29 protein-coding genes, 1 tRNA gene and 1 rRNA gene are annotated in these 25,702 nt (G+C 35.2%); 1 reads left to right on the top strand and 30 read right to left on the bottom strand.

All coding sequences use genetic code 11. The features are described 5' to 3' along the window. Positions 1 to 128: 128 nt before the first annotated feature. The 24 genes from ACYSNW_RS02985 to fabT all read right to left on the bottom strand — a co-directional run bounded on the left by ACYSNW_RS02985 (position 129) and on the right by fabT (position 20,095). Positions 129 to 971: a PRD domain-containing protein gene (locus ACYSNW_RS02985; protein WP_461742952.1), complete on the bottom strand. Its 843-nt coding sequence runs from the start codon at positions 969 to 971 to the stop codon at positions 129 to 131. Positions 972 to 1,412: 441 nt separating this feature from the next. Further along, positions 1,413 to 2,132 (bottom strand): YebC/PmpR family DNA-binding transcriptional regulator, encoded by a 720-nt coding sequence (locus ACYSNW_RS02990; protein WP_461742953.1) that lies wholly within the window; start codon positions 2,130 to 2,132, stop codon positions 1,413 to 1,415. A gap of 74 nt (positions 2,133 to 2,206) precedes the next feature. Then, a complete protein-coding gene (locus ACYSNW_RS02995; protein WP_461742954.1) occupies positions 2,207 to 3,394 on the bottom strand; it encodes a nucleotidyltransferase in 1,188 nt (395 codons plus the stop codon). A 236-nt stretch (positions 3,395 to 3,630) separates the two neighbouring features. Then, positions 3,631 to 4,368 (bottom strand): class I SAM-dependent DNA methyltransferase, encoded by a 738-nt coding sequence (locus ACYSNW_RS03000; protein WP_461742955.1) that lies wholly within the window; start codon positions 4,366 to 4,368, stop codon positions 3,631 to 3,633. Continuing rightward, the gene (gene rsfS / locus ACYSNW_RS03005; protein WP_461742996.1) at positions 4,369 to 4,707 is read right to left on the bottom strand and encodes a ribosome silencing factor; all 339 of its coding nucleotides are present in this window, start codon (positions 4,705 to 4,707) and stop codon (positions 4,369 to 4,371) included. It abuts the gene before it with no gap. Between the two features lie 65 nt (positions 4,708 to 4,772). Then, positions 4,773 to 5,357: a bis(5'-nucleosyl)-tetraphosphatase (symmetrical) YqeK gene (gene yqeK / locus ACYSNW_RS03010; protein WP_461742956.1), complete on the bottom strand. Its 585-nt coding sequence runs from the start codon at positions 5,355 to 5,357 to the stop codon at positions 4,773 to 4,775. Further along, the gene (locus tag ACYSNW_RS03015) at positions 5,347 to 5,994 is read right to left on the bottom strand and encodes a nicotinate-nucleotide adenylyltransferase (protein WP_461742957.1); all 648 of its coding nucleotides are present in this window, start codon (positions 5,992 to 5,994) and stop codon (positions 5,347 to 5,349) included. Before ACYSNW_RS03015 ends, yqeK begins: the two co-directional genes overlap by 11 nt. Positions 5,995 to 6,008: 14 nt before the next feature. Further along, positions 6,009 to 6,320, bottom strand: coding sequence for a ribosome assembly RNA-binding protein YhbY (gene yhbY, locus ACYSNW_RS03020; protein ID WP_461742958.1), 312 nt, complete (start codon positions 6,318 to 6,320; stop codon positions 6,009 to 6,011). A 33-nt stretch (positions 6,321 to 6,353) separates the two neighbouring features. Then, on the bottom strand, positions 6,354 to 7,463 hold the full coding sequence (gene yqeH / locus ACYSNW_RS03025) for a ribosome biogenesis GTPase YqeH (RefSeq protein ID WP_461742959.1): 1,110 nt from the start codon (positions 7,461 to 7,463) through the stop codon (positions 6,354 to 6,356). Continuing rightward, positions 7,460 to 7,987 (bottom strand): YqeG family HAD IIIA-type phosphatase, encoded by a 528-nt coding sequence (locus ACYSNW_RS03030; protein WP_461742960.1) that lies wholly within the window; start codon positions 7,985 to 7,987, stop codon positions 7,460 to 7,462. The genes yqeH and ACYSNW_RS03030 overlap by 4 nt, the downstream gene beginning before the upstream one ends. 421 nt (positions 7,988 to 8,408) lie before the next feature. Further along, positions 8,409 to 9,143, bottom strand: coding sequence for an amino acid ABC transporter ATP-binding protein (locus ACYSNW_RS03035; protein WP_461742961.1), 735 nt, complete (start codon positions 9,141 to 9,143; stop codon positions 8,409 to 8,411). A gap of 13 nt (positions 9,144 to 9,156) precedes the next feature. After that, entirely contained in the window at positions 9,157 to 9,846 is a 690-nt protein-coding gene (locus ACYSNW_RS03040) for an amino acid ABC transporter permease (protein ID WP_461742962.1), read from the bottom strand. Between the two features lie 14 nt (positions 9,847 to 9,860). Beyond that, complete coding sequence (locus ACYSNW_RS03045; protein WP_461742963.1) at positions 9,861 to 10,703, bottom strand: transporter substrate-binding domain-containing protein; 843 nt, start codon at positions 10,701 to 10,703, stop codon at positions 9,861 to 9,863. 368 nt (positions 10,704 to 11,071) lie between these two features. Continuing rightward, a complete protein-coding gene (locus ACYSNW_RS03050; protein WP_461742964.1) occupies positions 11,072 to 11,857 on the bottom strand; it encodes an acetyl-CoA carboxylase carboxyl transferase subunit alpha in 786 nt (261 codons plus the stop codon). Between the two features lie 2 nt (positions 11,858 to 11,859). Beyond that, positions 11,860 to 12,726 carry an acetyl-CoA carboxylase, carboxyltransferase subunit beta gene (gene accD / locus ACYSNW_RS03055; RefSeq protein ID WP_461742965.1) on the bottom strand — a complete coding sequence of 289 codons (867 nt, stop codon included), beginning with the start codon at positions 12,724 to 12,726 and terminating at the stop codon, positions 11,860 to 11,862. Positions 12,727 to 12,804: 78 nt separating this feature from the next. Beyond that, positions 12,805 to 14,175 (bottom strand): acetyl-CoA carboxylase biotin carboxylase subunit, encoded by a 1,371-nt coding sequence (locus tag ACYSNW_RS03060; RefSeq protein WP_461742966.1) that lies wholly within the window; start codon positions 14,173 to 14,175, stop codon positions 12,805 to 12,807. Positions 14,176 to 14,182: 7 nt separating this feature from the next. Continuing rightward, on the bottom strand, positions 14,183 to 14,602 hold the full coding sequence (gene fabZ / locus ACYSNW_RS03065) for a 3-hydroxyacyl-ACP dehydratase FabZ (protein ID WP_461742967.1): 420 nt from the start codon (positions 14,600 to 14,602) through the stop codon (positions 14,183 to 14,185). Positions 14,603 to 14,604: 2 nt separating this feature from the next. Next, positions 14,605 to 15,102, bottom strand: coding sequence for an acetyl-CoA carboxylase biotin carboxyl carrier protein (accB, locus tag ACYSNW_RS03070; protein WP_461742968.1), 498 nt, complete (start codon positions 15,100 to 15,102; stop codon positions 14,605 to 14,607). A gap of 1 nt (position 15,103) precedes the next feature. Next, positions 15,104 to 16,342, bottom strand: coding sequence for a beta-ketoacyl-ACP synthase II (gene fabF / locus ACYSNW_RS03075; protein WP_461742969.1), 1,239 nt, complete (start codon positions 16,340 to 16,342; stop codon positions 15,104 to 15,106). A gap of 24 nt (positions 16,343 to 16,366) precedes the next feature. Continuing rightward, positions 16,367 to 17,104 carry a 3-oxoacyl-[acyl-carrier-protein] reductase gene (gene fabG / locus ACYSNW_RS03080; protein WP_461742970.1) on the bottom strand — a complete coding sequence of 246 codons (738 nt, stop codon included), beginning with the start codon at positions 17,102 to 17,104 and terminating at the stop codon, positions 16,367 to 16,369. Beyond that, positions 17,104 to 18,036, bottom strand: a complete 933-nt coding sequence (gene fabD / locus ACYSNW_RS03085; protein ID WP_461742971.1) for an ACP S-malonyltransferase — start codon at positions 18,034 to 18,036, stop codon at positions 17,104 to 17,106. Before fabD ends, fabG begins: the two co-directional genes overlap by 1 nt. Positions 18,037 to 18,386: 350 nt before the next feature. Next, positions 18,387 to 18,614 carry an acyl carrier protein gene (locus tag ACYSNW_RS03090; RefSeq protein ID WP_461742972.1) on the bottom strand — a complete coding sequence of 76 codons (228 nt, stop codon included), beginning with the start codon at positions 18,612 to 18,614 and terminating at the stop codon, positions 18,387 to 18,389. A gap of 51 nt (positions 18,615 to 18,665) precedes the next feature. Next, a complete protein-coding gene (locus tag ACYSNW_RS03095) occupies positions 18,666 to 19,640 on the bottom strand; it encodes a beta-ketoacyl-ACP synthase III (protein ID WP_461742973.1) in 975 nt (324 codons plus the stop codon). Between the two features lie 14 nt (positions 19,641 to 19,654). Continuing rightward, positions 19,655 to 20,095 (bottom strand): fatty acid biosynthesis transcriptional regulator FabT, encoded by a 441-nt coding sequence (gene fabT, locus ACYSNW_RS03100; RefSeq protein WP_461742974.1) that lies wholly within the window; start codon positions 20,093 to 20,095, stop codon positions 19,655 to 19,657. A gap of 251 nt (positions 20,096 to 20,346) precedes the next feature. Here fabT and ACYSNW_RS03105 point away from each other — a divergent pair, with 251 nt between their 5' ends. Further along, complete coding sequence (locus ACYSNW_RS03105) at positions 20,347 to 21,414, top strand: NAD(P)H-dependent flavin oxidoreductase (RefSeq protein WP_461742975.1); 1,068 nt, start codon at positions 20,347 to 20,349, stop codon at positions 21,412 to 21,414. An 89-nt stretch (positions 21,415 to 21,503) separates the two neighbouring features. Here ACYSNW_RS03105 and ACYSNW_RS03110 read toward each other — a convergent pair whose 3' ends face one another. The 6 genes from ACYSNW_RS03110 to rrf all read right to left on the bottom strand — a co-directional run bounded on the left by ACYSNW_RS03110 (position 21,504) and on the right by rrf (position 25,694). After that, positions 21,504 to 21,734, bottom strand: a complete 231-nt coding sequence (locus ACYSNW_RS03110; RefSeq protein WP_461742976.1) for a YkuJ family protein — start codon at positions 21,732 to 21,734, stop codon at positions 21,504 to 21,506. A gap of 100 nt (positions 21,735 to 21,834) precedes the next feature. Next, positions 21,835 to 22,725: an NAD(P)-dependent oxidoreductase gene (locus ACYSNW_RS03115; RefSeq protein ID WP_461742977.1), complete on the bottom strand. Its 891-nt coding sequence runs from the start codon at positions 22,723 to 22,725 to the stop codon at positions 21,835 to 21,837. Between the two features lie 79 nt (positions 22,726 to 22,804). Continuing rightward, a complete protein-coding gene (locus ACYSNW_RS03120; protein ID WP_461742978.1) occupies positions 22,805 to 24,028 on the bottom strand; it encodes a glycosyltransferase family 4 protein in 1,224 nt (407 codons plus the stop codon). A gap of 31 nt (positions 24,029 to 24,059) precedes the next feature. Then, positions 24,060 to 25,088: a glycosyltransferase gene (locus ACYSNW_RS03125; RefSeq protein WP_461742979.1), complete on the bottom strand. Its 1,029-nt coding sequence runs from the start codon at positions 25,086 to 25,088 to the stop codon at positions 24,060 to 24,062. Between the two features lie 406 nt (positions 25,089 to 25,494). Further along, positions 25,495 to 25,568 (bottom strand) — tRNA-Asn (locus ACYSNW_RS03130). A 10-nt stretch (positions 25,569 to 25,578) separates the two neighbouring features. After that, a 5S ribosomal RNA gene (gene rrf / locus ACYSNW_RS03135) occupies positions 25,579 to 25,694 on the bottom strand. Positions 25,695 to 25,702: the final 8 nt, after the last annotated feature.

Below are 25,702 nucleotides of genomic sequence, written 5' to 3' on the forward strand. Positions count from 1 at the left end.
AATAAAAAGACCAACAATTTCTACAAATATCCCGTTAATCCTTTTGCTTCAATACAAAAGAACGAACTACTTGTCAGAAAATGCAGGTCTTGCCAGCCGAACTGTAACGAATCCTTTAAAATTCTTGTTTATTTAATTTTAGAGTGTGCTGCTAAATTTCCAATATGCATAATCAAATACATTAGTTCCATATCATTAACTACCCATTTTTTTTGTTCATATAAATAATCTTTGATATACTCAGCCGTTTCCTTTTCTTTTGGATAACTGCTGAATGCTAACGCTACCATGGAAGAATTCGTGATTTCTTCTGTTGTTGGTTGGCTTTGGCGAATCAAATAGTAACGTATGTGAGTTACAAAACGTTGAAAATAAGACGAGTTTTCATCAAATTCAATATTCATACTATATCGAACGATTTTTAAAATATTGTTGGTTAATTCTGTGTGTTCATAAGCACTTTGGTCGATTCCATTTTGAAGCTGAGCATTAACAAAGTGAAACGCAATAAACGCAGCTTCTTCATCTGAGAATTTTGAATAAAGTTCTTTACGGACGAGCTCCACGGCCTTCAAGCCCATTGCATATTCCTTTGGATAAATTTTCTTGATTTCCCATTGAATCGGACTAACTAAAATAAGATCTTGTTTCTGTCTCTGAATCGCATATAAAACATGGTCCATTAATGTGAATAAAATATTGGGATTAAAGTCGGCTGTGACTTCTTCTTTAAAAATACGAATAATTTTATAAATAACTGCTATTTCCTTATCTGTTGCTTTTGTCATTAACATCAACATCTGATCAATTGTTAAATCATTCTCTGGGTAATAACGTTTTTCTACGATTTCAGAATTGATTTCATCTCCTTGTTTACTTTGAAACCCAAGACCTTTTCCAATTAAAATAACTTCACGTCCATTATCTTCAGAAAGAACAACATTATTATTGATTCTTTTTATGATTTTCAAAGTTATTCACCTTTCCCCTCCTTTTTGGATGGAGCATCAAGTTAACGAGATAAAAAAAAGACCCAAACAAAAAAGTATCTCCACTCACCTTAAGACAAGTAGCCATCTAAACTCTTTTGTTCTGGTCATGCCAGCCGAACTGTAACGAATCCAGTATTTAAAACACTCTCATGTTCTACACCCATATAATACTCGTTGGAGAAACAAATGTCAACAAATTAAGTAACCGTTTTCTATTTTTATAATTAAAACGAATTTTTCGTTATAAATAATTACTTATTAGAACTATTTTTCTCTCTTTTTTTTGATAAAAACTAAAAAAAATTGGGTAAGACAACATAAAAAGTGAGTGTATTCGATTAATACAATCGAAAAATTCTCTTTTTTGTCTTACCCTAACTTTCTTGAACCTGTTAAAATTGATCACTTTTCAATCAGAGATTACTCCCCTAAATCGACATTATGATACACTTTTTGAACATCATCTAGTTCTTCTAAAACATCAATCATTTTTTCGAATTTTTCTAAATCATCACCGGCTAAAGTCACATCATTTTGTGCAATCATTTCCAATTCAGCTACAGAAAACTCTTCAATGCCTTTTTCCTTCAATGCTTCTTGCACTTCATGAAAATCTTCTGGCTCTGTATAAACAATGATTTGTCCTTCTTCATCCATTACATCTCTGACATCGATATCCTTTTCCATTAAATATTCAAGGATTTCATCCGCATCATCACCACCAAACCCGATTACGCCAGTATGATCGAACATATAAGCTACTGCACCACTCACGCCCATATTTCCACCATTTTTCCCAAACGCCGCACGAACATCGGCAGCTGTACGGTTCACATTGTTCGTCAACGCATCAACGATTACCATTGAACCATTTGGACCAAAGCCTTCATAGCGTAATTCAGAATACTGCTCATCACCAGAGCCTTTCGCTTTTTCGATTGCACGATCAATAATATGTTTTGGAACATTATATGTTTTAGCACGTTCGACCACAAACCGTAATTTTTGATTTGTATCGGGATCAGGATCACCTGATTTTGCTGCAACATAGATTTCTATTCCGAATTTTGCATAAACTCGACTATTATTTGCATCTTTAGCAGCTTTTTTCTCTTTGATATTTGCCCATTTACGGCCCATATTCTCACTTCGCTTTCACTGATTTATGTTTTTGCATTGCGCCATTTCTATTATACTTGTCAGAATAAATTTTGTTAAGTGTTTTCTTTAGAATCAAGTGATCGAATCGGGAAACGACCATAGTTTTGTTCAGAAAGCTGTTGATTTCCTAAGCGATAAATTTGATCACTTCTTAGCGATAAAGCGAGTTGCTGGTTTGCTTCTTTAGAAACACGTGAAATCACTGGTAATTCTGTTTTTTGTTTCCGTTCTTTTAAAAATTGTTGTCCTTGTTCAGTAAAACCTAAAATATGTAAATAACTTTCCTGCCAAACTTGTTCGATTTCAGCCTGTTTTACTTGATTCAAAACATAGGTTGCTAATCGTTGCAATCTAGTCCATGTATATCTTTTGGTCTTTACTTTATTGATAAAGTCGTTAAAATCTTTCGCTTGATTACTCGCTTCTTTTAAACGAAATTCGATTCCTTCTTTCATTTGATAAATTTGAGCCAACTCTTTTGCTGATTGACTAACCAATGTATACTGTAATAATGGCCAATAATTTTCCCACGTAAGTAATGGCTTTTGTTGTAGATCTCTGTAAGTTTGGTTAGGAACAACGGTTTCAATTGCAGACCACTCCTTATTCTCTAAGGCTTTTCTGATAGCTGTTGCGCTAGACACAGAGCTTTTGATTGTTGTATCATGATACCCGGCTTGTTCTCGTTTTAAAGGAAAAAGTTGCATTGGTTGCTTATAACGGGCATTTTCTTTTGCATAACTTAGTCCTAAAATATGATTGGGAGAAGTAAAATCTAAGGTCATTTCTGGATACAATTCTCGAAATACTGCTGTCATTTGCTGCGGATAACTCATCGTTTTTTGAGCCATTTTTTGATAAAGAGCATCGATTTTCGCTTGATTTTCCACTACAAAATGACCAAATTCGGCATAATTAACAGGTTGTTCAATTTCAGTTCCAAAACATAACGAGTCGCAGCCAATCGCTTGAAGTAACTTGATTCCTCCACGTGCAAAATAATCTGCAGACTGGACTGACCAAGCAAAAGGTAATTCAATCACTAAATCCACGCCATTTTTTAGCGCTTCTTCAGCTCTTGTCCATTTATCCATGATAGCGAGTTCGCCTCGTTGCAAAAAATTACCACTCATTACAGCAATCACTACCTCAGCGCCACTTAACTTTCTCGCCATTTCAGCATGATATTTATGACCATTATGAAATGGATTATATTCAACAATAATTCCACATGATTTCATCTAAAGCTCCCCTCCTTCGTTCTATCATCTAAAAATAACTAAAACCGAATAAACAGTATAAAAAACGCAGAATTCCAGTAATTTCCAACCTCTCATTCATCACATAAATTGCAATAAACAACTCATCATCTAATTACTGGAATTCAACCGGTTTTTATACCATTTGTTCGGTTTTAAGAGATCAAACAAAAGTATTTTTACTTTTGCTTCATCCATACTTCATCTTGTCTTGAAATTCATTTTTTACAAACGAAAAACCAACGCAAGCTTTCATCCACAGGCGCTTCATCGGTGAAATCTGCATAGACAGAGACATCCATAAAGCCTGCACTTTCAAGCATTGTTAAGTAGTTTTCCAAGCTATAGGTTCTTTCTTTGTGTAGCTCATCATAACGTGTAAATGAATCAGATTCACTACCGTCTTCTTTAACAAAAAAAGTCAGAAAATGTTCGATACTATGTTCTTTTTCCCCTTGATAACTATCCCATAAAAAGGCAAATTCTTCCGTTTGATAGTGATAGCTATACTCAGGAAAAATTTTATCGATTTGATACGTCGAATGAACATCAAAAATAAATGTTCCTTCTTCTTCCAACGCTTGATAGACTTCGTCAAATACCTGTTGAACTTCTTGTCGATTTGCCATGTAGCATAATGAATCAGAAAAACAAGTAATCGCACTATACTGACCCATTTCTGATAAATCTAACATATTTCCTTGTACAAATTGGACCGTAGCCTCTTCATCAGCTGCACGTTTACTCGCCATCATCAACATTTCTTCGGATAAATCCAAAGCTGTTACTTCGTACCCATTTTTTGCAAAGGCAACAGCCAAAGCCCCGGTTCCACAAGCCATTTCTAAAATCGCCGAACTTGCTGGTAGATGACGTTTAGAAAAAGTCAGCCATTGATCATATAGTCCGTCGTCCATCACTTCATCATAAACAAAGGCAAATGTTTCGTATGCCATCTAATCGACCCAAGCATGTAGGTCAACCAACGGTGCATCTGACCATAATTTTTCTAAATTATAAAAAGAACGTTCTGATGTTTGGAAAACATGAACAATCACATCCCCAAGGTCAATTAAGACCCATTTTCCGCCATCTTTCCCTTCAACACGTTTAACTTCAATCTGAGCTTCTTCTTCTTTTTCAATGATTTCGTCAATCACTGCATTAATTTGACGTTCACTAGTTGCCTGACAAATCATAAAATAATCTGCTAGTAATGATAACTCACGTACGTCTAATGCGACAATTTCTTCTGCTCTTTTTGAATCTGCTGCTTTTACTGCTATTTCTAAAATTTGTTGACTATCGATGATTATTCCCTCCTAATTTTCCTTAAAACTTTCTAATTACTTCTCATGTTTTATTTTACTACCCAACGATTATAGGTTTCAATCGTTTTAGGATAAATTTGTTTACCTTGTTTTACTAAGTGTAACAAAGTTTGCTGTGTTTCAAAAGCAACCGCTACATCTAAGTCTCGCATTGCTAATTCACGCGCTTCTTGAACACCTGGAAAATCACGTCCCGGCTCAATATAATCAGCAACATAGATGATTTTATCTAACAAACTCATCTTAGCTGCCCCAGTAGTATGTAAACGGATTGCTTCTAAAATTTCAATATCATTGATTCCTAATTCTCGTTGAACAATACTAGCACCCACAACACCATGCCAAATGGCATTATTGTACTCTAATAATTCTAAATCAAAGCCATCACGCTCAATAATCAGCTTAAACTCCTCATCAGGGCGTTCCTTCGCATAATCATGAGTTAATGCCGCAATACTAGCCTTTTCTTCTGAAGCACCGTATTTGGCTGCTAAAGCGATTGCCATCTCTTCCACACCTAAAACATGTTCAAAGCGACGTTCACTCATTTGCATTTGAACTCGTTGCATCAATTCTTCGCGTTCAAAAGAAGTATATTTTTTACTAAAATCCATCCAAATACAGTCCTTTCTCCTGAATATAGTTTATCACATTATCAGGTAGAAGATAGCGAATCGAACAACCATTTTTGATTTTTTCACGAATTAACGAAGAACTAATGTCCATCTGAGGTACATCAACCCATATCAATGGGTATGTCGTCTCCAAGCCATAATTAGGTCGGCGAATCCCCACAAAATTCACTAATGTCAGTAATTCATCGATTTTATACCATTTCGGTAAATAATCAACCATATCACCGCCAATTATAAAGTAGTAATCCGTGTCAGGATTTTGTTCTGTAAGTAATTTCATCGTGTCGTACGTATAACTTTTTCCTTTACGTACTAGCTCGATAGGTTCAATTGCTAATTGTTCATTTCCAGCAACCGCTAATTCCAGCATTGCTAAACGGTGTTCACTAGCAATTGTCTTTTTTTCATCCACGTGGGGAGGTAAATAGCTAGGCATTAAATAAACTTTATCCAAGCCCAGTTGCTGCTGAACTTGATCAGCGATTACTAAATGAGTCAAATGAACTGGATTAAAGTTGCCACCTAAGATCCCCACTTGTTTTCGCTTAGGAAAAAGTTCAAGTTCCTCTTCAATAAGAACTTGCGCATTTATTCCTACATTTTTATTTATTCCCATGGTTGTGCCTCCACTTAAATTGCTTTCACTTCTTGTGAAATTTTTTGATATTTTTCTTTGGTAGAAGGTTTGAATAAAACTAACACTCGACCAATGATTTGAACAATCTCACAATGAATTTCTGCCTCTAATGACTTCGCTACATCTTCAGCAATTTCATCGGTATTTTGCAATAAAGTTACTTTAATTAATTCTCTTTTTTCTAATGCTTCATTTATTTGAACGATCATCGCACTATTTAAACCGCCTTTACCAATTTGAAAAATCGGTTGTAAATGATGTGCTTGACTACGTAAAAAACGTTTTTGTTTTCCTCTTAAATCCACTCATTTTTTCCTTCTCTCTATTTAAAGTCACTGCTAAACCAGTGCTTTTCTTCTAAGAACATCTACGCCTTTTGGAGCCCAACCAGCTACGACACCAGGTTCTGTAACTGTAATCCAGCCTAATCCAGCAAAAACAATATCGGTTTTTTCTTTAATTGAAAATTCAAAACGGACAAGTTCTGGAAAATCTGCTACTTCATCTGGTCTTGGTGGTTGTAATAAGCCCCCCACATGTTTTTGATAAAAGTCATCTGCTGTTACCATTTTGGTCCGATGAATAGATAAATCATTTGAAACATAGGCTATGAATGAGCTTCGTTCACCTTGAATAAAATCAAAACGGGCCAGTCCACCTAAAAACAATGTTTGCTCCGCGTTTAGTTGATAAACTTTAGGCTTGATCTCTTTTTGCGGCGCAATAATTTTTAAATCTTTTTTCCCTAAGTAATGGGCCATTTGATGACGGTGAATAATCCCTGGTGTATCGATTAAAAAGTGCCCATCATCTAATGGAATTTCAATCTTATCTAACGTTGTTCCCGGGAATTGAGACGTTGTAATCACATCTTTAATTCCAGCAGTATTTTTAATAATTTGATTAATCAATGTTGATTTCCCAACATTTGTCACACCGACTACATAAACATCACGGCCTTCACGATACGTTTCAATGGTAGCCAAAAGTTCTTCCATTTCATGCGGCTTTTTAGCACTAGTTAAGACAATTTCTTCAGGTCTTAATCCTGCTTCATGCGCTCGTTCTCTCATCCACTGGATCATTTTTGGCTTCTTTAATGACTTAGGTAAAATATCGACTTTATTTCCCACTAGTAAAACAGGATTATTCCCGACAAAACGATGCAAACCTGGAATCATCGAGCCATTAAAATCAAAAATATCAACTACATTGACGATTAATGCATCTTCTTTTCCTAGTTCATTTAATAACCGTAAAAAATCATCATCCGTTAGATGCACATCTTGAATTTCATTATAATGTCTTAAACGAAAACAACGTTGACAATAAATTTCTCCTGTTTCGATGCCTTTTTCATAGGCGGCTTTTGGTGTATAGCCAAGTTCATTCGGCGTATCCGTTTGAATAACCGCACCACAGCCTATACATTGAATTGCTTCACTCATTCTAATCCGCCTTTCCATATCATATCTGGATGTTTTTTTGCCAAATGTTTCATTATTTTCCGCTCAAAAAAACGATTGATTTGGGTTTTCCAACTGTCTGTATTAACAATTGGTTTAACTAAAATATTACGAATCCCAGCTGCATTCGCACTACGAATATCGGTCATGATTTGATCTCCGACCATCACAACTTCACTAGGTTTCATATTTAACATTCTCAAGGCTTCTTTGAGTCCTCTTGTAAATGGTTTTAACGCACGAGCAACATAAGGCAAATCAAATTTCTGGATTGCTCGTCCCACTCGCTCAGAATTATTATTAGAAACGACAATAACTGGAATTCCCGCATTTTTCATTTCTAGAATCCAGTTCATCAATTCTTCCGTTCCATCGGGATTATCCCAAGCAATCAACGTATTGTCTAAATCAGTCAATACCGCTTTGATTCCTAATTTTTTTAATTGCAATGGTGTGATTTTGTATATCGCATCCACCATCCATGTTGGTTTATATTTCGAAAACATGAATACTCCTCTTCTTAAAAAAGTTTCCTTTTGATTTTAAATTTCCCACTCATCGCAGAGCAAGAAAAATCATTTAGTTATCTATGGATCATAAAAGTATCCCGCCTAGCACTCACTCAAATAAACAGAAAACCAAACATCGCTCTTTTCAACATAAAAAAGAATTTATTCGAACAATTGAAATTGATTTTCAGAAATCTCACTTATCTGTCGCCTCTACTTTTGGCTCGATCTCTCGTGGTTTATTATACTGTATTTTAAGGAAAATTTCTATAAATGCCTGTAATTACTTTCACTCTCATCGTTTTGTAGTTACCGCACAAAAAAAACAGTCAAAACAAAACTACAATTGAGTTTTACCTTAACTGTTCTTTTTATTTAGTGATTTAATTTCAAATCAGTCGTCCGTTTTCAAAATCTTTTATAATACTTTAGATAAGAAATCAATCGTTCTAGGATTCTTTGGTTCTTCAAAAATTTCTGTAGGAGTTCCTTTTTCCATAACAATTCCTTCATCCATGAATAAAACTGTATCCCCTACTTCTTTTGCAAAGCCCATTTCATGAGTTACAATCACCATCGTCATCCCTTCACTAACTAGCTCCTTCATTACACCAAGAACTTCACCAACCATTTCTGGATCTAAAGCTGAGGTCGGTTCATCAAACAACATTACATCTGGTTCCATCGCTAAAGCTCTAGCAATTGCGATTCGTTGCTGTTGTCCACCAGATAGAGATTGGGGATAGGCCTTAGCTTTGTCTGTCAAACCAACTTTTTCTAATAACTGATAGGCCTTGGATTCTGCTTCTGATTTTGACATCTTTTTAACTTTAATTGGCGATAAAGTAATATTATCTAAAATCGTCATATTAGGAAATAAATTAAATTGTTGAAAAACCATCCCCATTTTTTCACGCATTGTAAAAATATCATTTGATTTATCCGTAATATCTTTCCCTTCAAAAAAAATATGACCGCCTGTCGGTACTTCTAATAAATTCAAACAACGTAAAAACGTACTTTTTCCAGAACCAGAAGGGCCGATGACCACTGTTACTTCACCATTTTTCACTTTATAGTCAATCCCTTTTAACACTTCGTTTTTACCGAAACTCTTATGTAGATTTTCAACAATAATTAATTCATTCGTCATTTACTTTGTCCTCCTATCGTTGATATCCTTTTCCCAATTTCTTTTCAAATAAAGACAGCACTCTAGAAGTTATAAAGGTCATGATGAAATAAATGATGGCTGCAACATAATAAGGCTCTAGCGGGATATATGTACTTGAAATAACTGTTTGGGCGCTACTTAATAATTCGTTAATCCCAATAATCGATAATAGAGACGAATCTTTGATTAAGATAATAAATTCATTCCCTAATGCTGGTAAAATATTTCTCAACGCTTGTGGTAAAACAACGTAACGCATTGTTTGCAACGGTCTCAACCCTAATGAATGTGCCGCTTCGGTTTGACCAAAATTTACTGCACTAATCCCCGCACGTACGATTTCTGCTACATAGGCACCTGAATTTAAAGACAACACAATCATCCCAGGAATCAAACGGCCCAAATCAATTGTCAATATCCCAATGGGTACATTAATCGATGGAAAATGATTTTGCAACATACCAAAACCAATCAAAATTTGAATCAACATTGGCGTTCCACGAAAAATCTCAATATAGATATTCGCTATCCAACGCAATGGAGATAATTTTGATAATTTTAAAAGAGCAATCAGGACACCTAATAGTGTCCCGAAAAAAACTGTAATAACTGAAATGATCAGGGTCACAATTGACCCTGAAAAAAAGTATTGTCCATATTGACTTAAGAAAGAAAAATCCATGTTATTTCTCCATTCTATTCCGCATTTTTATCTGCAAGTTCCATTGCATTTTTTACATAAGTATCGATGGAGCCATCTTTAATCATTTCTTTTAAAATATCATCAATCTCAGTTTTTAAAGTTCCAGCATCTTTTGGCATTGCAATCGCAAAGGCTTCATCTTCGCTAGATTTCAATTCAATATTAGCAAACATTAAATCTGGATTTTGGCTGATATAAGATTCTGCAATCGTTTCTTCAAGCACTAATGCATCGATTGATCCTTGATTTAATTCAACAATCAAATTAGGTACACGTGGAATTGCTACCGTTTGAACATCTGGTAATTGCGCTTTAACTACACCCTCTTGAATTGAACCTTTTTGTGCCCCAACTTTTTTACCTTTTAATGAATCAATTGAAGTAAACACATCTTTATTCTTTTTATTGATTACTACACGTTGCGGCGGATTGTAGTAAGGTGTTGAGAAATCAAATGTTTTTTGACGCTCTGGCGTAGCCGAAATCCCCGATACCGCAATATCAACTTTTCCTTGTTGCAACGCCACTAATACAGCATCAAACTGCATGTCCATAAATTCTACTTTAACACCCATTTTTTTAGCGATTTCTTTAACCATTTCGATATCTGAACCGACAATCGTATCTTTGCCGTCCACTAAAGTTTTAAATTCAAAAGGAGCGAAATCTGCTGAAGTTCCGACAACAATCGTTCCTTTATCTTTGATTTTCTTTAAAAGATCTTCACTACTTGCTTTATCTTCATTTTTAGAATCCTTTGTTCCCCCACTACTGCCGCATCCTGCCACCAAAAATAGTAGTACACCCAATATTGCCATTATTTTAAACTTTTTCATTAGTCATTCTCCTTCATTTTTTATTCAATTATTCTCTTGATATATACATCATAACATACTCTAAATGAAAATTCATCCATTTTATTCAATTAAATGAATTTTTATTCAAAAACATGCAATTGTAATCAAAAAAAGTAAGCGACAGATTGAAAAGACTCTAGCGAAAAAGCTTTCTCAAAGCTGAGATTGAGGTAAAAGCAGTTAGTTCTGAGAAACTTCGACTTATTTACGAAAGAGCTACTTCTGTCCCAACCTCCCTACCTAAGTTTACAAATAATAAAAACAACAAAAAAACCTAGCGATTTGATTCGTTATCTTATCGTCTAGGTTCTTGAAATCATCCTACTTCTTATTGTAGTCGATTATTATTAATATTTACGAAAACGCTGATACCGTTTTTCAATCAATGATTCCTTATCGATTTGAGCTAATTCATTGAATTTACCAATCAACGCTTTTTGAATCATTCGATTTATTTTCGTTCTCTCTAATGGTTTGCCGTTCATTTCTTCAGGAATCACACGATCAACCACACCTAATTCTTTTAACTCTTGTGCTGTAATCTTCATCAATTCCGCTGCTTCCTTGGCACGGCTACCATCTTTCCACAAAATAGAGGCAAAACCTTCCGGTGATAAAATAGCATAAATGGTATGCTCTAGCATCCAAACTTCATCAGCCAAAGCTAACGCTAATGCTCCACCACTTCCACCTTCGCCAGTAATAATCGAAATAATTGGAACCGATAAATCGGACATTTCTAATAAATTTCTGGCAATGGCTTCGCCTTCACCACGTTCTTCCGCTCCAATCCCGCAATAAGCTCCCGCAGTATTAATAAACGTCACCACTGGACGATTAAATTTTTCGGCTTGTTTCATCAAACGTAGCGCTTTACGATACCCTTCTGGGTTAGGAGCTCCAAAGTTTCGCTCAATATTTTCAGGTAAATTACGACCTTTTTGAATTCCTACTACTGTGACTGGTTTACCTGCTAGTGATGCAATTCCACCAACGATTGCTAAATCGTCAGCAAAATAACGATCTCCATGGAATTCTATAAAATCATCAAAGACTGCTTCTACATAGTCTAAAGTCGTCAAGCGATCTTGCGCTCTAGCTAGGGTGACAATATCATTGGCTGTTTTTTCCATGTCTAATTCCACCCTTCCATACTATGCAAACGAACTAATTTTGTCAGAACGTCTCTTAACTGATTTCGTGGCACGATTTTATCAACAAAACCATGCTCCAATAAAAATTCTGCTTTTTGGAAATCATCTGGTAGCTTTTGACGAATCGTTTGTTCAATTACACGACGACCAGCAAAACCAACTAAGCTTTGTGGTTCAGCTAAAATAATATCGCCTTCCATCGCAAAACTCGCCGTCACACCACCCGTTGTCGGATCAGTCAATACAGTAATATAAAGTAACCCTGCATTACTATGACGTTTAACAGCAGCTGAGATTTTTGCCATTTGCATCAAAGACAAGATTCCTTCTTGCATTCTAGCACCACCTGAGGCAGTAAAAATAATCACAGGTAGCTGTTCTTTCAAGGCACGTTCGAATAAACGAGTGATTTTTTCACCGACTACAGTTCCCATACTACCCATGATAAAGTTAGCGTCCATAATACCAATCGCAATTTTTTGACCGTCGATTGTTGCACTACCAGTCAAAACTGCTTCGCTTAAATCGGTTTTTTCCTGCATTTGTGCTATTTTGTCTAGATAGCCAGGAAAATTTAATGGATCTTTGGTTACTATATCAGAATCCCACTCTTCAAAGCTTTTTTCATCCACAGTTAGCGAGAGACGCACCCATGCTCCAATTCTAAAACTATACCCGCAATAGGGACAAACTTTTTCAGTTCCCATATCCTTAGTATAAAGTGTTCGTTTACAAGAAGGACACTTTGCCCACATATTATCAGGTACTACAGGTTTTTTTGAAGAAAGTTGATCGACTTCACGATTTGGATTGATTCGAATGTAGTTTTTCTTTTTAAATAACCCCATCTACTTACTCCTTGCTCTTCTTGTTGGTTCATAAAATTCATCTATCTGTGTAACCGGCAAGAATTAATCACTTATTTTTTAGTTTTCATTGACTGGTTTCCAATTAGGTAAAAAAGTTTCTTGTAAAAAACTCGTATCATAATCACCAGCGACTACTTGGTCATGAGCGATTAAATCTAATTGAAATTCAGCATTTGTAACGACACCATCCGTAACAATTTCTGTTAATGCTCGTTGCATTTTCATTAACGCATCAAAACGATCTTCTCCATGAACAATCACTTTAGCAATCATAGAATCATAGTATGGTGGAATCGTATAACCAGTATACATCGCACTATCCACTCGTAACCCCATCCCGCCACTCGGTAAAAGTAAATTATTGATTTTACCTGGTGATGGTGCAAAGTTGAAGGCTGGATTTTCCGCATTGATGCGACATTCAATTGCATGACCTGTCATTACAATATCTTCTTGTTTGATTAGCAACTCTTCGCCAGCCGCAATTTTTAATTGTGCCTTGACCAAATCGACTCCTGTTACCATTTCTGTTACTGGATGTTCAACTTGAATTCGAGTATTCATTTCCATAAAATAAAATTCGCCCGATTTATCCATCAAAAATTCAATTGTACCAGCATTTTGATAATTGACTGCTTTCGCTGCTCGCACAGCTGTTTCACCAATCAATCGACGTTTCTCTTCAGACATGATCACAGAAGGAGATTCCTCAAGAACCTTTTGATTATTCCGTTGCAATGAACAATCTCGTTCACCTAAATGAATCACATGCCCATAATTGTCACCTAAAATTTGCACTTCTATGTGTCTCGCTGGATAGATAATTTTTTCAATATACATATCATCATTGCCAAAAGCAGCTTTTGCCTCTTGTTGAGCAGATGTAAAATGTTGGGGTAATTCTTCTTTCGTTAACACTTTTCGAATTCCCTTACCACCGCCACCAGCCGCAGCCTTAAGCATCACAGGATAACCAATCGAACCAGCAATTGTCAATGCTTCTTCGACGGAGTTAATTACCCCTTCACTTCCAGGAATTACAGGAACTTTTGCTTCTTGCATCAAGCGTCGTGCATTGATCTTGTTTCCCATCGCATCAATCGTTTTGGCACTTGGACCAATAAACGTGATATTACATTCCTCACACATTGCTGCAAATTGACTATTTTCAGATAAGAAACCAAATCCAGGATGGATTGCCTCTGCGTTAGTTACGATTGCAGCACTTAAAACATGCTGCACATTTAAATATGAATCCACTGCCTTAGCAGGACCAATACAAATTGATTCATCCGCTAATTGTGTATGAAGCGCATCTTTATCTGCTTCTGAATAAACAGCGACTGTCTGAATACCTAATTCTCGACATGCACGAATGATTCTGACTGCAATTTCGCCACGATTAGCAATTAAAACTTTTGAAAACATATGTCACCTATCCAATCATAAAGGTTAATTCGGCCTCCGCAACTTTTTTTCCATTAACTGTTGCGATTCCTTTACCGACTCCTGCCATTGATCTTACTTTAATGATTTCGACTTCAAAAATCAATGTATCACCAGGAACTACTTTTTGTCTAAATTTTGCTTTATCGATGCCACCAAAATAAGCGGTTTTTCCTTTAAAATCTGGTAACGACAATAATGCAACTGCTCCAGCTTGAGCCATTGCTTCCACAATTAAAACACCTGGCATCGTTGGGTTTCCTGGGAAATGCCCTTGGAAAAACTCTTCATTTATCGTTACATTTTTTTTAGCAATAACTTTTTCGCCAGCTACAAGTTCCTCAACCGTATCTAATAAAAGAAAAGGGTAGCGGTGAGGGATAATATCCATGATTTCTTGTGTATTCATTATCATTCTCCTTTAGAAACGCGGAATAGCGGTTGATTAAATTCAACAACTTCTTCATTACTAACTAAAACTTCAGTAATCACGCCATCTACGGTTGCCGTAATTTCATTCATCAACTTCATTGCTTCAACAATACAGATAATCTCACCTTTTTTAACTGTATCGCCAATTTTTTTGAAATTATCTTGATCAGGTGCAGGTTTTAAATAAACAATTCCAACAATTGGTGATACAATATCCTCTGTATTCCCTGATGGTTTAGTTTCTGTTGTTACTGGAGTAGTTTTTTCTTCCGTTACAATAGAAGAGGTAGGAATACTAGGTTCTTGAACAATCGTTTCTGTCACAGTAGCTACATTTGGCACTGGATTTGAAACAGATTTTTGAGAAAGTTTATTTTTATTCATATATAAAGCAAATGAACCCTCTTTTAATTCAAATTCATTTACGGTTGATTGATCGAATTGTGTTAATAATTCTTTGACTTCTTGAATATTCATGTTAATCCTCCCAGCGTTTTAAACAAAGAACTGCATTATGACCACCAAAACCAAATGAATTAGTCAACGCATAATCAAACGTATGATCTTGAGGTTCGTTCGTCACAATTTCGATTTCGATTTCTTTATCTACTTGGTCAACATTAATGGTCGGTGGAATAAATTGATGTTGCAAAGCATTTAATGTTGCAATGGCTTCAATTCCGCCCGTTGCCCCCAAAGCATGCCCTGTCATACTCTTCGTACTACTTACTTTAACCTTTTTAGCTGCTTCATCACCCAAAGCTGATTGAATTGCTTTTGTTTCTGCCACATCATTTGATGGTGTACTTGTTCCATGAGCATTTATATACCCTACATCAGTACCTTCGATGCCTGCTTCTTCCATAGCTAATTTCATCGCTTTAGCAGCACCACTACCATCAGGTCTTGGAGAAGTCATATGATAAGCATCACAATTAGAGCCATAACCAGTAATTTCACCTAAAATCTTAGCACCACGTTTTTGAGCATGTTCTAAAGATTCTAAGACTAAAACAGCTGCTCCTTCGCCCATTACAAAACCATTGCGCTTTTCATCAAATGGAATAGACGCTTTGTTAGGATCTTCTTCAGATGTCACTGCTGTCAACGAAGCAAAACCAGCAATCCCGATTTCAGTAATTGAAGCTTCAGCGCCACCTGCCAATAATACATCTGAATAACCATGTTTAATATTTCTAAATGCTTCTCCAATTGAATTATTAGCCGTTGCACATGCCGTTACAGTTGCTGTACAAATCCCTCTAGCACCTACTCGTAACGCAATATTTCCCGCAGCCATATTTCCAATCGCCATTGGAATAAATAAAGGTGCCACACGTTTCGGTCCTTTTTCATTCATTCGCGTCACTTGATCTTGAATTGTTTGTAAACCACCAATTCCAGAACCAACCATTACACCAAAACGATCAACATCGATTTTTTCAGTATCTAATTGACTCATTTCTAACGCTTCTAATGCCGCATAAATGCCAAAAAGAGAAAATGAATCCATTCTTTTAGCATCTTTTTTGACAAAATATTTATCGAAAGGAAAATCTTTTACTTCAGCAGCCACTGTAATACCAGTTTCAGCTGCATCGAATTTAGTAATTGGACCAATCCCATTTTTTCCTGTTTTTAAACTTTCTAAAAATGTGTCTGCATCATTTCCAATTGGTGATGCCACACCGTAACCTGTAATCACTACACGATTCAATTTTATTGCTCCTTTCAAAGTTATCTATCCTTGCATAACTAATCCGCCATCCACATTCACTACTTGTCCTGTAATATAAGGACTTTTAGCTAAAAATAGCGCCGTATTTGCAACATCTTCTACTTGTCCAAAAGAATTTAATGGGATTTGTTGAGCCATTTGTTCTTTGATTTTATCTGATAAAACATCTGTCATCTCAGTTTGAATAAATCCTGGCGCAATTGCATTACAGGTAATTCCTCTTGCTGCTGCTTCTCGAGCAACTGATTTAGTCAAACCAACTACACCAGCTTTACTAGCTGCATAATTTGCTTGTCCAACATTTCCTGTCAAACCAACTACACTTGTCATGTTGATAATTTTTCCGCTACGTTGCTTCATCATTCGTTTAATCGCGTGCTGAGTCATATTGAATGTCCCTGTTAAATTAATTTGAATACAACGAGAAAAATCAGCTTCACTCATTCTTAGTAGTAATTTGTCATTTGTTACACCCGCATTATTTACTAGTACATCAATCGAGCCTAATTCATCTACTACTTTTTGAATCATCTCACCAGCAGCATCAAAATCAGCAATATCTCCAGAAACTCCAATGCATTTAACGCCTAGCGCTTCGATTTCAGCTATTTGTTCAGCAGCGATTTCTCCTCGACCATTCAAAGCAATATTTGCTCCTTCTTTTGCGAAAGCTAATGCGATGGCTTTTCCAATGCCACGTGTACTACCTGTAATAAATACATTTTGCCCTTTTAAACTCATCATTTCCCTCCATTTAAACAGTTAATTGCTTCTTCTAACGTTTCACGATCTTCTACACGAGCCGTTTTTATTTCCTTATCAATTTTTTTTATGAAACCAGTCAATGTTTTACCTGGGCCGATTTCAACAATTGTATCAATCCCCATCGATTTCATCGTCTCTATACTATCCGCAAAAAGAACAGCTGACATAACTTGTTTTTCAAGTAAATTTTTGATTTCCGCTTGTTCCATCACTTCAGCGGTTGTATTACTAATTACTGGAATCTGTAAATCAGCAAAATTAGTTTTTGCTAATTCAGTAGCAAGCTGATTTGCCGCAGGTTGAAGCAACGCAGTATGGAACGGTCCACTAACTTTTAAAGGAATCATTCGTTTTACGCCCTTTTCTTTTAGCAATTCAACCGCTTTATCTACTGCACCGACTTCTCCCCCAATTACGATTTGTTGTGGTGTATTGTAATTTGCAGGTGAAACGATTCCTTCTGTACTAGCCTCATTACAACATTCTTCAATCAACGAACGATCAGCATTCATGATTGCAACCATTTTTCCAGTCCCTGTTGGAGCTGCTTCCGTCATAAAACGACCACGTTTAGCAACTAATGCAACAGCTTCCTTAAATGAAAGTCCTCCGCTTACAACTAACGCAGAGTATTCACCTAAACTTAATCCCGCTACAACATCTGGCTGATAGCCTTTCTCTTTTAACAAACGATAAAAAGCAATACTTACCGTTAAAATCGCTGGTTGTGTATAACTTGTTTCATTTAGACGATCGTTTTCGGTAAAACATAAATCAGCCATATCATATCCTAAAACGTCACTAGCTTCCTTAAATGTTTCTCGAACAATTGCTTCTTGTTCATAAAGTTCTTTTCCCATATCAACATATTGAGCGCCTTGACCGCTAAAGACAAAAGCTGTTTTCATGTACGTATCTCCTTTTTCTAAACAAATCACTACTTATTATCTATTCATCTATCATTTTTTTCTTAATTAAAATTCTTTCAGGCAAAGCTTACTCACAAATTTTTGAGTTATTTTCTATATATATTTAATTGAACGAAGACTATCTAATTACTAAGGAATTTATTTGTTTTCGTTACAATGATTTTTCAACTACCGATTGTTTCTATGATTAAAATTTTTATAAATACGCTATTTATACGAATTTGGTAAATAAAATAATGGCAAGTTTTCTAGTTCGATATTTCTATTTATTAACGTAAAACAAAGGAGTGGGATTCATATCTTCCCACTTCCTTCATTTACTTTTTTTATTATTTTGCTTGTTGACCTTCAACATAAGTTACTAGATCTTGAACCGTTGTAAAACCATCTTCTGTTTCGATTTTCACGTCGAAAGCATCTTCTATTTCATTAATGATTTGGAATAAATCTAAACTATCTGCATCTAATTCTTCTTGAATATTTGTTGTTAATGTAACTTCCTCAGGATCTTTACCTAACTCTTCTACAATAATTGCTTGAATTTTTTCGAATACCATGTGTATGATTCCTCCAATAATTTTTTAATTTAATTTATATAGCAACAGGTTTTAAAGTGTAACTAAGAGTGATCCCCAAGTTAAACCACCACCATAACCTGTTAACACAATTTTTTGGTTGGTTCCTAATTTTAAAATGCCGCTTTCGATTGATTCATCGAGTAAAAGTGGAATACTCGCAGCAGAAGTATTGCCGTTCGTTTCCATATTCGTTAAGAATTTTTCTCTAGGAATAGCTAACTTTTTGGAAATTTTATCAATGATTCTTTTATTCGCTTGATGCAACAAAAGATAATCAATCGTTTCTTTTTTGTCTGTCAAAATATCTTGAATATTTTTAGTGACATCCTTTAATGAAAAATCATAAATATGGCGACCATTCATTTTTAAATATTTTGAAGCTTGTTGTATTTCCTTATCCTTATAATAAGGATTGGCATTTTCTGCATAACCAGAAGTCAATGATTCACTGCGCGTGCCATCTGAACAAAGCTGTTCATTCAAGAAGTGCTGCGATTTATCAGCTTCGACTAAAACACCCGCCGCACCATCGCCAAACAACACAGCTGTCGTACGATCTTGCCAGTCAATAACTTTAGATAACGTCTCGCCGCCAATCACCAAACCGATTTTTTTACCTGTTTGAATCAATTTATCGGCAACGCTTAGGCCATAAACAAACCCAGAACAAGCCGCACTAATATCGAAAGCAAAAGCTTGATGCGCTCCAATCCGTCCTTGTATTTGGCAAGCTACAGAAGGAGTTCCAAAATCTGGGGTCATTGTAGCTACAATAATAAAATCTATTTCATTCGGCTTTTTACCAGATTTTTCAAGTAACTTCTCAGCGACTTTAGTACATAAATCAGATGTATTTTCATCAATTGAAATGTGTCGAGAACGAATTCCTGTCCGACTAGATATCCATTCATCTGAAGTATCCATTATTTTTGAAAGTTGATCGTTTGTCACTACATTATTTGGTACATAGCGCGCCGTACAACTTATTTTTGTATACTGATCCATCTTGGTCCTCACTTTTACTTATATTCCTGTAAAAAATCATGTAGATTTTTCAATGCTTTTAATAAGGCTTTTTCTTCATCTTTTTCCATACCTGCTAAGATATTTTTAACCATTTCTCGATGGAAATGCTGATGGATTCGATAAAGTAGTTTTCCTTTTTTCGTTAAACCAAGTTTGACCACTCGACGGTCATCTTCACTTCTAATGCGTTCAACATATTCTTTCTTTACTAGATTATTGATAGCTACTGTTAACGTACCAACTGTAATTGATAATTCACGAGCAACTTCTGTAGACGTTTTTCTTTTATACATACCAATAGCTTCTATCGTGTGCATCTCAGTGATGGATAAATCTTTAAAGCGTGATTTTTTTAATTCTGATTCTTCGATAGTCAAGATATCGTTAAAGACATTGACTAAGTAATCATTAATTGTTTCTAGATTAGGTTCCATTTGAGCACCGTCCATATAGTTTGATTATCAAAACATTTGATGTTCAAACTATATCGCATATGAAAATAGAATGCAAGTAAAAAATTTGTTTTTTATATTTTCTTAATGACAAAATGAACTTTTTATAAAAAATCGTTGATATTACCTAAAAACATTTGACAGACTTCAAACGCTCAACTATATTTAGAATTAGTTTGATTATCAAAATATTTCTATTTTTTACTTAATTTTAAAAATAAAAGGAGCAGATCATGTCTTTAAAACCATTAGTAATAGGCAACCTTGAAGCAAAAGTTCCGATTATTCAAGGCGGTATGGGAATCGGTATAAGTTTAGCCAATTTAGCAGGTGCTGTAGCTCGAGAAGGCGGTATTGGTATTTTATCGACAGCTCAAATTGGCTATCGAGAAGAATTATTTGAGAAATCTTCCATGAGAGCAAATATGGAGGCAATAGAAAAACAATTTGATCAAGCAAAAAAAATTGCTGAAGGCGGACTGATTGGTTTTAATATCATGGCTGCTACGTTTCATTATGACCGTTATGTGAAAAAATGTGTTGAAGTTGGTGCTGACGTAATTATTTCTGGTGCTGGACTTCCTGTTGATTTACCGGAATTAGTTGCGGGAAGTAAAACCAAAATTGCTCCGATTGTCTCTTCGGATAAAGCGACAAAGGTTTTACTGAATTTATGGAAAAAACGTTATCAGCGAACGGCTGATTTTATTGTAATCGAAGGGCCGAAGGCTGGTGGTCATTTAGGTTTTAAAGCCGATCAGCTTGATAAAAATATTGAAACTATGGATCAAGAAGTCCTTAAAATTTTGGCTACTGTTCAACTTTATGAAAAAGAATTTCAACAAAAAATTCCAGTTATTTTCGCAGGAGGCGTATTTGATCGGTCTGATATTGATCATTATATGAATTTAGGTTGTTCTGGTGTTCAGATGGCTACCAGATTTGTCACAACAGAAGAATGTGATGCCCCTAAAAAATATAAAGATGCTTACGTTCATGCAACAAAAGAAGATATCATTGTAATCAAAAGTCCAGTTGGTATGCCTGGCAGAGCTATAAAAAATGCTTTTACTGAAAGAATTCAAAAAGAACAAATTCCAGTTGAAAAATGTCGTAGCTGTCTTTCGTACAAACATTGTGATCGGAAAACAATTCCTTATTGCATCTCAACTGCTTTACTGAATGCCGTCAATGGTGATCCAAGTCAATCCTTAGTTTTTGCTAGTACAAATGCTTATCGATTAAATGGAATCACAACCGTTAAAGCTATCTTTGAGGAACTGACTGTCGAATCAGCTTAATAAACAAATAAACGATAAAAACCTGTGAACATTAGTAACTTGTTCCTAACAGGTTTTTATCGTTTTCATTAACCAATTTATTCATTTAATTATTGAATTAAATCATAAATTTCCATTGCCACAATATCAATATTATCAAATTGATAACTTTGTTGTGAGTCAGTTTCAGTTAAATCAAAAGTTTCTGTTGATTTATCATAGTTTACGATACATTTCTCGACACCTTCGCGCTCAAAACGACGAACTTGAATTTCGTTATCAGTTGCTTCCGTCATTGCTTCGAGTCTCTTAATAATCGCCACAAGTTGTGAATGTTTCATGAATGGGCCTCCTTTTGCAAACTAGTTCTGTACCATTGTATCAAAACATTGGCAATCGTGCATGATTTTTATCCAAATTTTTTTATTTTTTTTCTATTCTTTAATCTTCCATATTTGGGACGATTCCATCAGCCCACCATAATTTGATCAACGCTTGGGTCCCGTCATCAGAAAAGCCTTTATTTGCAAGCTTTACATACAGTTCTTCTGCTAATTTGGTTGCAGGTAAAGATAGGTTCATCTTCTTCGCTTCGTCCAAAGCAATCTTTAAATCCTTAATAAAATGTTTAACAAAAAAGCCAGGAGTATAATCTTCTTTTAAAATCCTTGGACTATAATTACTTAATGACCAATTTGCTGCACTTCCACCAGAAACCGTTTCAACGACTTTTTCTAAATTCAAGCCAGCTTGATTTGCATAAACCAACATTTCTGTCATCCCTGTCATTGTACCGGCTACCATAATTTGATTAGCCATTTTGGTATGTTGTCCCTTGCCTGCACCACCATGTAATTCAAACGTTTTTCCAATCACATCAAAAATTGATAACACTTCTTGATACGCTTTTTCTGACCCACCTACCATAATTGTCAATGTCGCATTTTTAGCTCCTAAATCGCCTCCAGAAACAGGCGCATCCAAAGCCTCTCCACCTAGTTCTTGTGCTCTTAATGCAATTTTTTCAGCTAATGTTGGCGTGCTCGTTGTCAAATCAACTGCTATTTTCCCTGTAAAATCAGCTTCAAAAATACCAGTTTCGCCAAAATAGATTGTTTCTACATCCGTAGGGAAACCAACCATGGTGAAGATAATCTCACTATCCTCTACAATCTCTTTAGGTGAGTCCTTCCAGACTGCTCCTGCTTGAACTAACTGATCAGTTTTGCTTTTTGTACGGTTGAAAACATTAACGCTTAAACCACTTTTTAGCATATTTTGAATGATTGAAGCGCCCATTACGCCAGTTCCAATAAAACCTATTTTCTTCATCTAAATTTCCCCCTATCGATAAAAAAACCTCTATCACTCAGTATAAACTAAGAACAGAGGTTTTACATTCATTTTATATTTATTTTCTTAAAGAAGTAAATTTTACTTTAATCTTTTCGATAGAATCAGAAGCTTCTTTTTCAAAAACCATACTTTGATAATAATCAATCATATCTTCATAATAATTCAATATCTTTTCACCAAAATATTCAGCAGAAATTTCATGTAACTTATTTTCCAATACCGCTTGATCCATTTCAATCTTAGATTCCACATATTCAATAAAAGTCTCTGCAAACTCTTCATCTGTTTCAAAGGTTTTTCCTAATGAATCATCATCAAATAAATTATTTAAATACGCATTTCCTTCTACCACACATTGAACGCCAGAAGCCATCGCCTCAGTATAAGTCAACCCTTGTGTTTCCGATTTTGAAGCACTAACAAAATAATCAGCCGCTTTGTAGTAAATTGCAACTTTATCATTTGCAACTTCTCCAACAAAATAAACAAAATCAGCAATATTCAAATCTTGAGCTAATTCTTTGAGTGCCCCTACATAAGGACCATTTCCTACTACCACAAAACGAGCATTCGGGAAATGTTCGAAAACTTGAGGGAGTCCATTCATAATAGCTTGAATATTTTTCTCATAAGAAATTCGGCTTAACGATAAGATCATTATATGATCTTCTGTTAATCCTAGCTCATTTCTCAGTTCATTTCTCATTGCTACAGTGATATCGGGTCTTTTAAATTTTTCAATTTCAATCCCCGTTGGAATAATTCTCATATGGGTTTTTACGCCATATTCTTTTAATTTATCAATAACACGTTCACTTGGACAAACAACACCCGTAGTATGATTTGTAAAGATACGTGAAAAATATTTTACGTGGGTTGGACGAAGGACTTTTCCTTTAGCTATATAATGCAAATAATCCTCGTACATTGTATGGTATGTGTGAATAACAGGAATTTTCATTTTTTTTGCAACCATTTTTCCTAACATACCTGCACCAAATTCAGTATGCGTATGAATCAAATCTAACTCTAGCTCTTTAGCTATTAGGTAAGCATACCACATTCCACGTACCACAATCCGACGATCTTTAAAAGATACAAATGGAACACTAGGCATGCGAATAACATCTTCTTCAAATTCTTTCGCATTTGGATCTGTTGTTGTAAAAATATAAACTTGATGACCTCTTTGTTCCAACTGATCTTTGAGGGTTTGAATTGATGTTGCCACTCCGCTGACCTGCGGAAAGTATGTATCTGTAAAAAAACCGACCTTCACTATGTTTTCCTCCATTTTACTTTTTTTACTTCTATGAACTTTCTTCTACTAAATTTGAGCTTAAAACTTTTTCATAAACTTCTTTTAATTCATGTCCAATTCTTGTGATGCTTTTTGATTCTGCCACTTGATATCCAGCATTCGTCGTACTTGGTAATTGGTGATCAACAAGCTGTTCGATTAATAGTTGAAATTCGTCATTATTTTTACCCATATAACAATTAACTTCATCTTCTAACCAGCCTTCATAGACAGGAATATCTCTGACTAATACTTGTTGTCGACTCGCTAAAGCTTCTAATATAACAATGCCTTCTGTCTCTTCATAAGATGGAAAAAAGAATAAATCAGCTGCAGAATAAGCTCCCTCAATGATGTCTCCTTTTATATAGCCTGGAAATTCAACATTACTAGGATGATCTTCCTTAACGATTGTGCGAATATTTTTTGGGATAGAATACATAGGAGTATGCCCAAACCAAATAAAACGATAATCGGGAAAGTTCTTAGCTAACTCAACAAAATCAATAAGACCTTTTCGCTCAAAATATAATCCGACTGAGATGATAACTTTTTGATTAGATTCAATTGAAAAATATTCTCTAAATTTTTCTTCTTTTACCGAAGAAGATTGGAATCTATCTAAATCAATTCCATTAGAGATTGCTGATATTGGAACTTTTATACCGTAATTTTCTAATAATTTTTTCGAGTATGGCGTAGGTGTTATTAAATAATCTGCTTTTGTATACAAACTAATTAAATATTTTTTAACTAAAGGGGATAATTGGTTAGAGCCCACAAATGAATTTCTAAAATCCTCTTCTGTTGAATGTGCATGATAAATAATTTTCTTACCATGTTTTTTTGCTTTATTAACCATATTGTGGCTATTAATACCATAAGTATTAATATGCAAAATATCATAATCTAAACAGTTAGCATCTAACGTATACTCGATTCCCACATCAGAAAGTGCTCGTTTCTGATGATCTAATGCTCGACCTATACCTGACTTTGCTAAAATTTTTTCGCCTTCAAAATAAAGCAGTACTTTCAATATTACATCTCCTCATTAAAACCAAACTCATTATATCATAATTTGAACAATCTTGATTCAAACTAAAGTCTCATTATTTATTATAACAAAAAAAAGGAATTACTCACTACATTTCAGAAAAAACAGACACAATATGACAAAATTGTTAGATTGACTTCTTTAATGATTTTTATTTTGCTTAACCATTTACCATTCAAAAATACCCTAAAATGAAAAATATAGCAAAAAAGAACCCCTTTAATCAAAAATTATTCTGGAAAATATTTTTTCAAATATAAAAATATAGCCAGTACTACTAAAAGCTTTGGATTTTGTTCTTCATCAATACTAGTTGACATAGAATCATTTACTTGGTTATGCTCTTATAAACAAAAAAAAAGCGAAAAAATTAATTTTCGCTTTAAAACTCCGGCAGTAGGACTCGAACCTACGACATCATGATTAACAGTCATGCGCTACTACCAACTGAGCTATGCCGGAATAACACTTAGCGTGGCGACGTCCTACTCTCACAAAGGGAAACCCTTCACTACAATCGGCGCTAAGAAGCTTAACTTCTGTGTTCGGCATGGGAACAGGTGTATCCTTCTCGCTATCGCCACCACACTGGGTGT

This window comes from Enterococcus sp. LJL99, assembly GCF_054871725.1.

Bases quoted from the DNA above. Each gene is read 5' to 3' on its own strand.
- fabZ (WP_461742967.1), bottom strand. From the start codon at position 14,602: ATGAATACACAAGAAATCATGGATATTATCCCTCACCGCTACCCTTTT.
- fabD (WP_461742971.1), bottom strand. From the start codon at position 18,036: ATGAAAACAGCTTTTGTCTTTAGCGGTCAAGGCGCTCAATATGTTGAT.
- ACYSNW_RS03095 (WP_461742973.1), bottom strand. From the start codon at position 19,640: ATGGATCAGTATACAAAAATAAGTTGTACGGCGCGCTATGTACCAAAT.
- ACYSNW_RS03060 (WP_461742966.1), bottom strand. From the start codon at position 14,175: ATGTTTTCAAAAGTTTTAATTGCTAATCGTGGCGAAATTGCAGTCAGA.
- ACYSNW_RS03050 (WP_461742964.1), bottom strand. From the start codon at position 11,857: ATGGAAAAAACAGCCAATGATATTGTCACCCTAGCTAGAGCGCAAGAT.
- yqeH (WP_461742959.1), bottom strand. From the start codon at position 7,463: ATGAGTGAAGCAATTCAATGTATAGGCTGTGGTGCGGTTATTCAAACG.
- ACYSNW_RS03110 (WP_461742976.1), bottom strand. From the start codon at position 21,734: ATGAAACATTCACAACTTGTGGCGATTATTAAGAGACTCGAAGCAATG.
- fabG (WP_461742970.1), bottom strand. From the start codon at position 17,104: ATGAGTTTAAAAGGGCAAAATGTATTTATTACAGGTAGTACACGTGGC.
- ACYSNW_RS03015 (WP_461742957.1), bottom strand. From the start codon at position 5,994: ATGGGAATAAATAAAAATGTAGGAATAAATGCGCAAGTTCTTATTGAA.
- ACYSNW_RS03045 (WP_461742963.1), bottom strand. From the start codon at position 10,703: ATGAAAAAGTTTAAAATAATGGCAATATTGGGTGTACTACTATTTTTG.
- ACYSNW_RS03115 (WP_461742977.1), bottom strand. From the start codon at position 22,725: ATGAAGAAAATAGGTTTTATTGGAACTGGCGTAATGGGCGCTTCAATC.
- ACYSNW_RS03035 (WP_461742961.1), bottom strand. From the start codon at position 9,143: ATGACGAATGAATTAATTATTGTTGAAAATCTACATAAGAGTTTCGGT.
- ACYSNW_RS03105 (WP_461742975.1), top strand. From the start codon at position 20,347: ATGTCTTTAAAACCATTAGTAATAGGCAACCTTGAAGCAAAAGTTCCG.
- accD (WP_461742965.1), bottom strand. From the start codon at position 12,726: ATGGGGTTATTTAAAAAGAAAAACTACATTCGAATCAATCCAAATCGT.
- fabT (WP_461742974.1), bottom strand. From the start codon at position 20,095: ATGGAACCTAATCTAGAAACAATTAATGATTACTTAGTCAATGTCTTT.
- yqeK (WP_461742956.1), bottom strand. From the start codon at position 5,357: ATGGATTTTAGTAAAAAATATACTTCTTTTGAACGCGAAGAATTGATG.
- ACYSNW_RS02990 (WP_461742953.1), bottom strand. From the start codon at position 2,132: ATGGGCCGTAAATGGGCAAATATCAAAGAGAAAAAAGCTGCTAAAGAT.
- ACYSNW_RS03090 (WP_461742972.1), bottom strand. From the start codon at position 18,614: ATGGTATTCGAAAAAATTCAAGCAATTATTGTAGAAGAGTTAGGTAAA.
- ACYSNW_RS03000 (WP_461742955.1), bottom strand. From the start codon at position 4,368: ATGGCATACGAAACATTTGCCTTTGTTTATGATGAAGTGATGGACGAC.
- ACYSNW_RS03030 (WP_461742960.1), bottom strand. From the start codon at position 7,987: ATGTTTTCGAAATATAAACCAACATGGATGGTGGATGCGATATACAAA.
- ACYSNW_RS03040 (WP_461742962.1), bottom strand. From the start codon at position 9,846: ATGGATTTTTCTTTCTTAAGTCAATATGGACAATACTTTTTTTCAGGG.
- accB (WP_461742968.1), bottom strand. From the start codon at position 15,102: ATGAATATTCAAGAAGTCAAAGAATTATTAACACAATTCGATCAATCA.
- ACYSNW_RS02995 (WP_461742954.1), bottom strand. From the start codon at position 3,394: ATGAAATCATGTGGAATTATTGTTGAATATAATCCATTTCATAATGGT.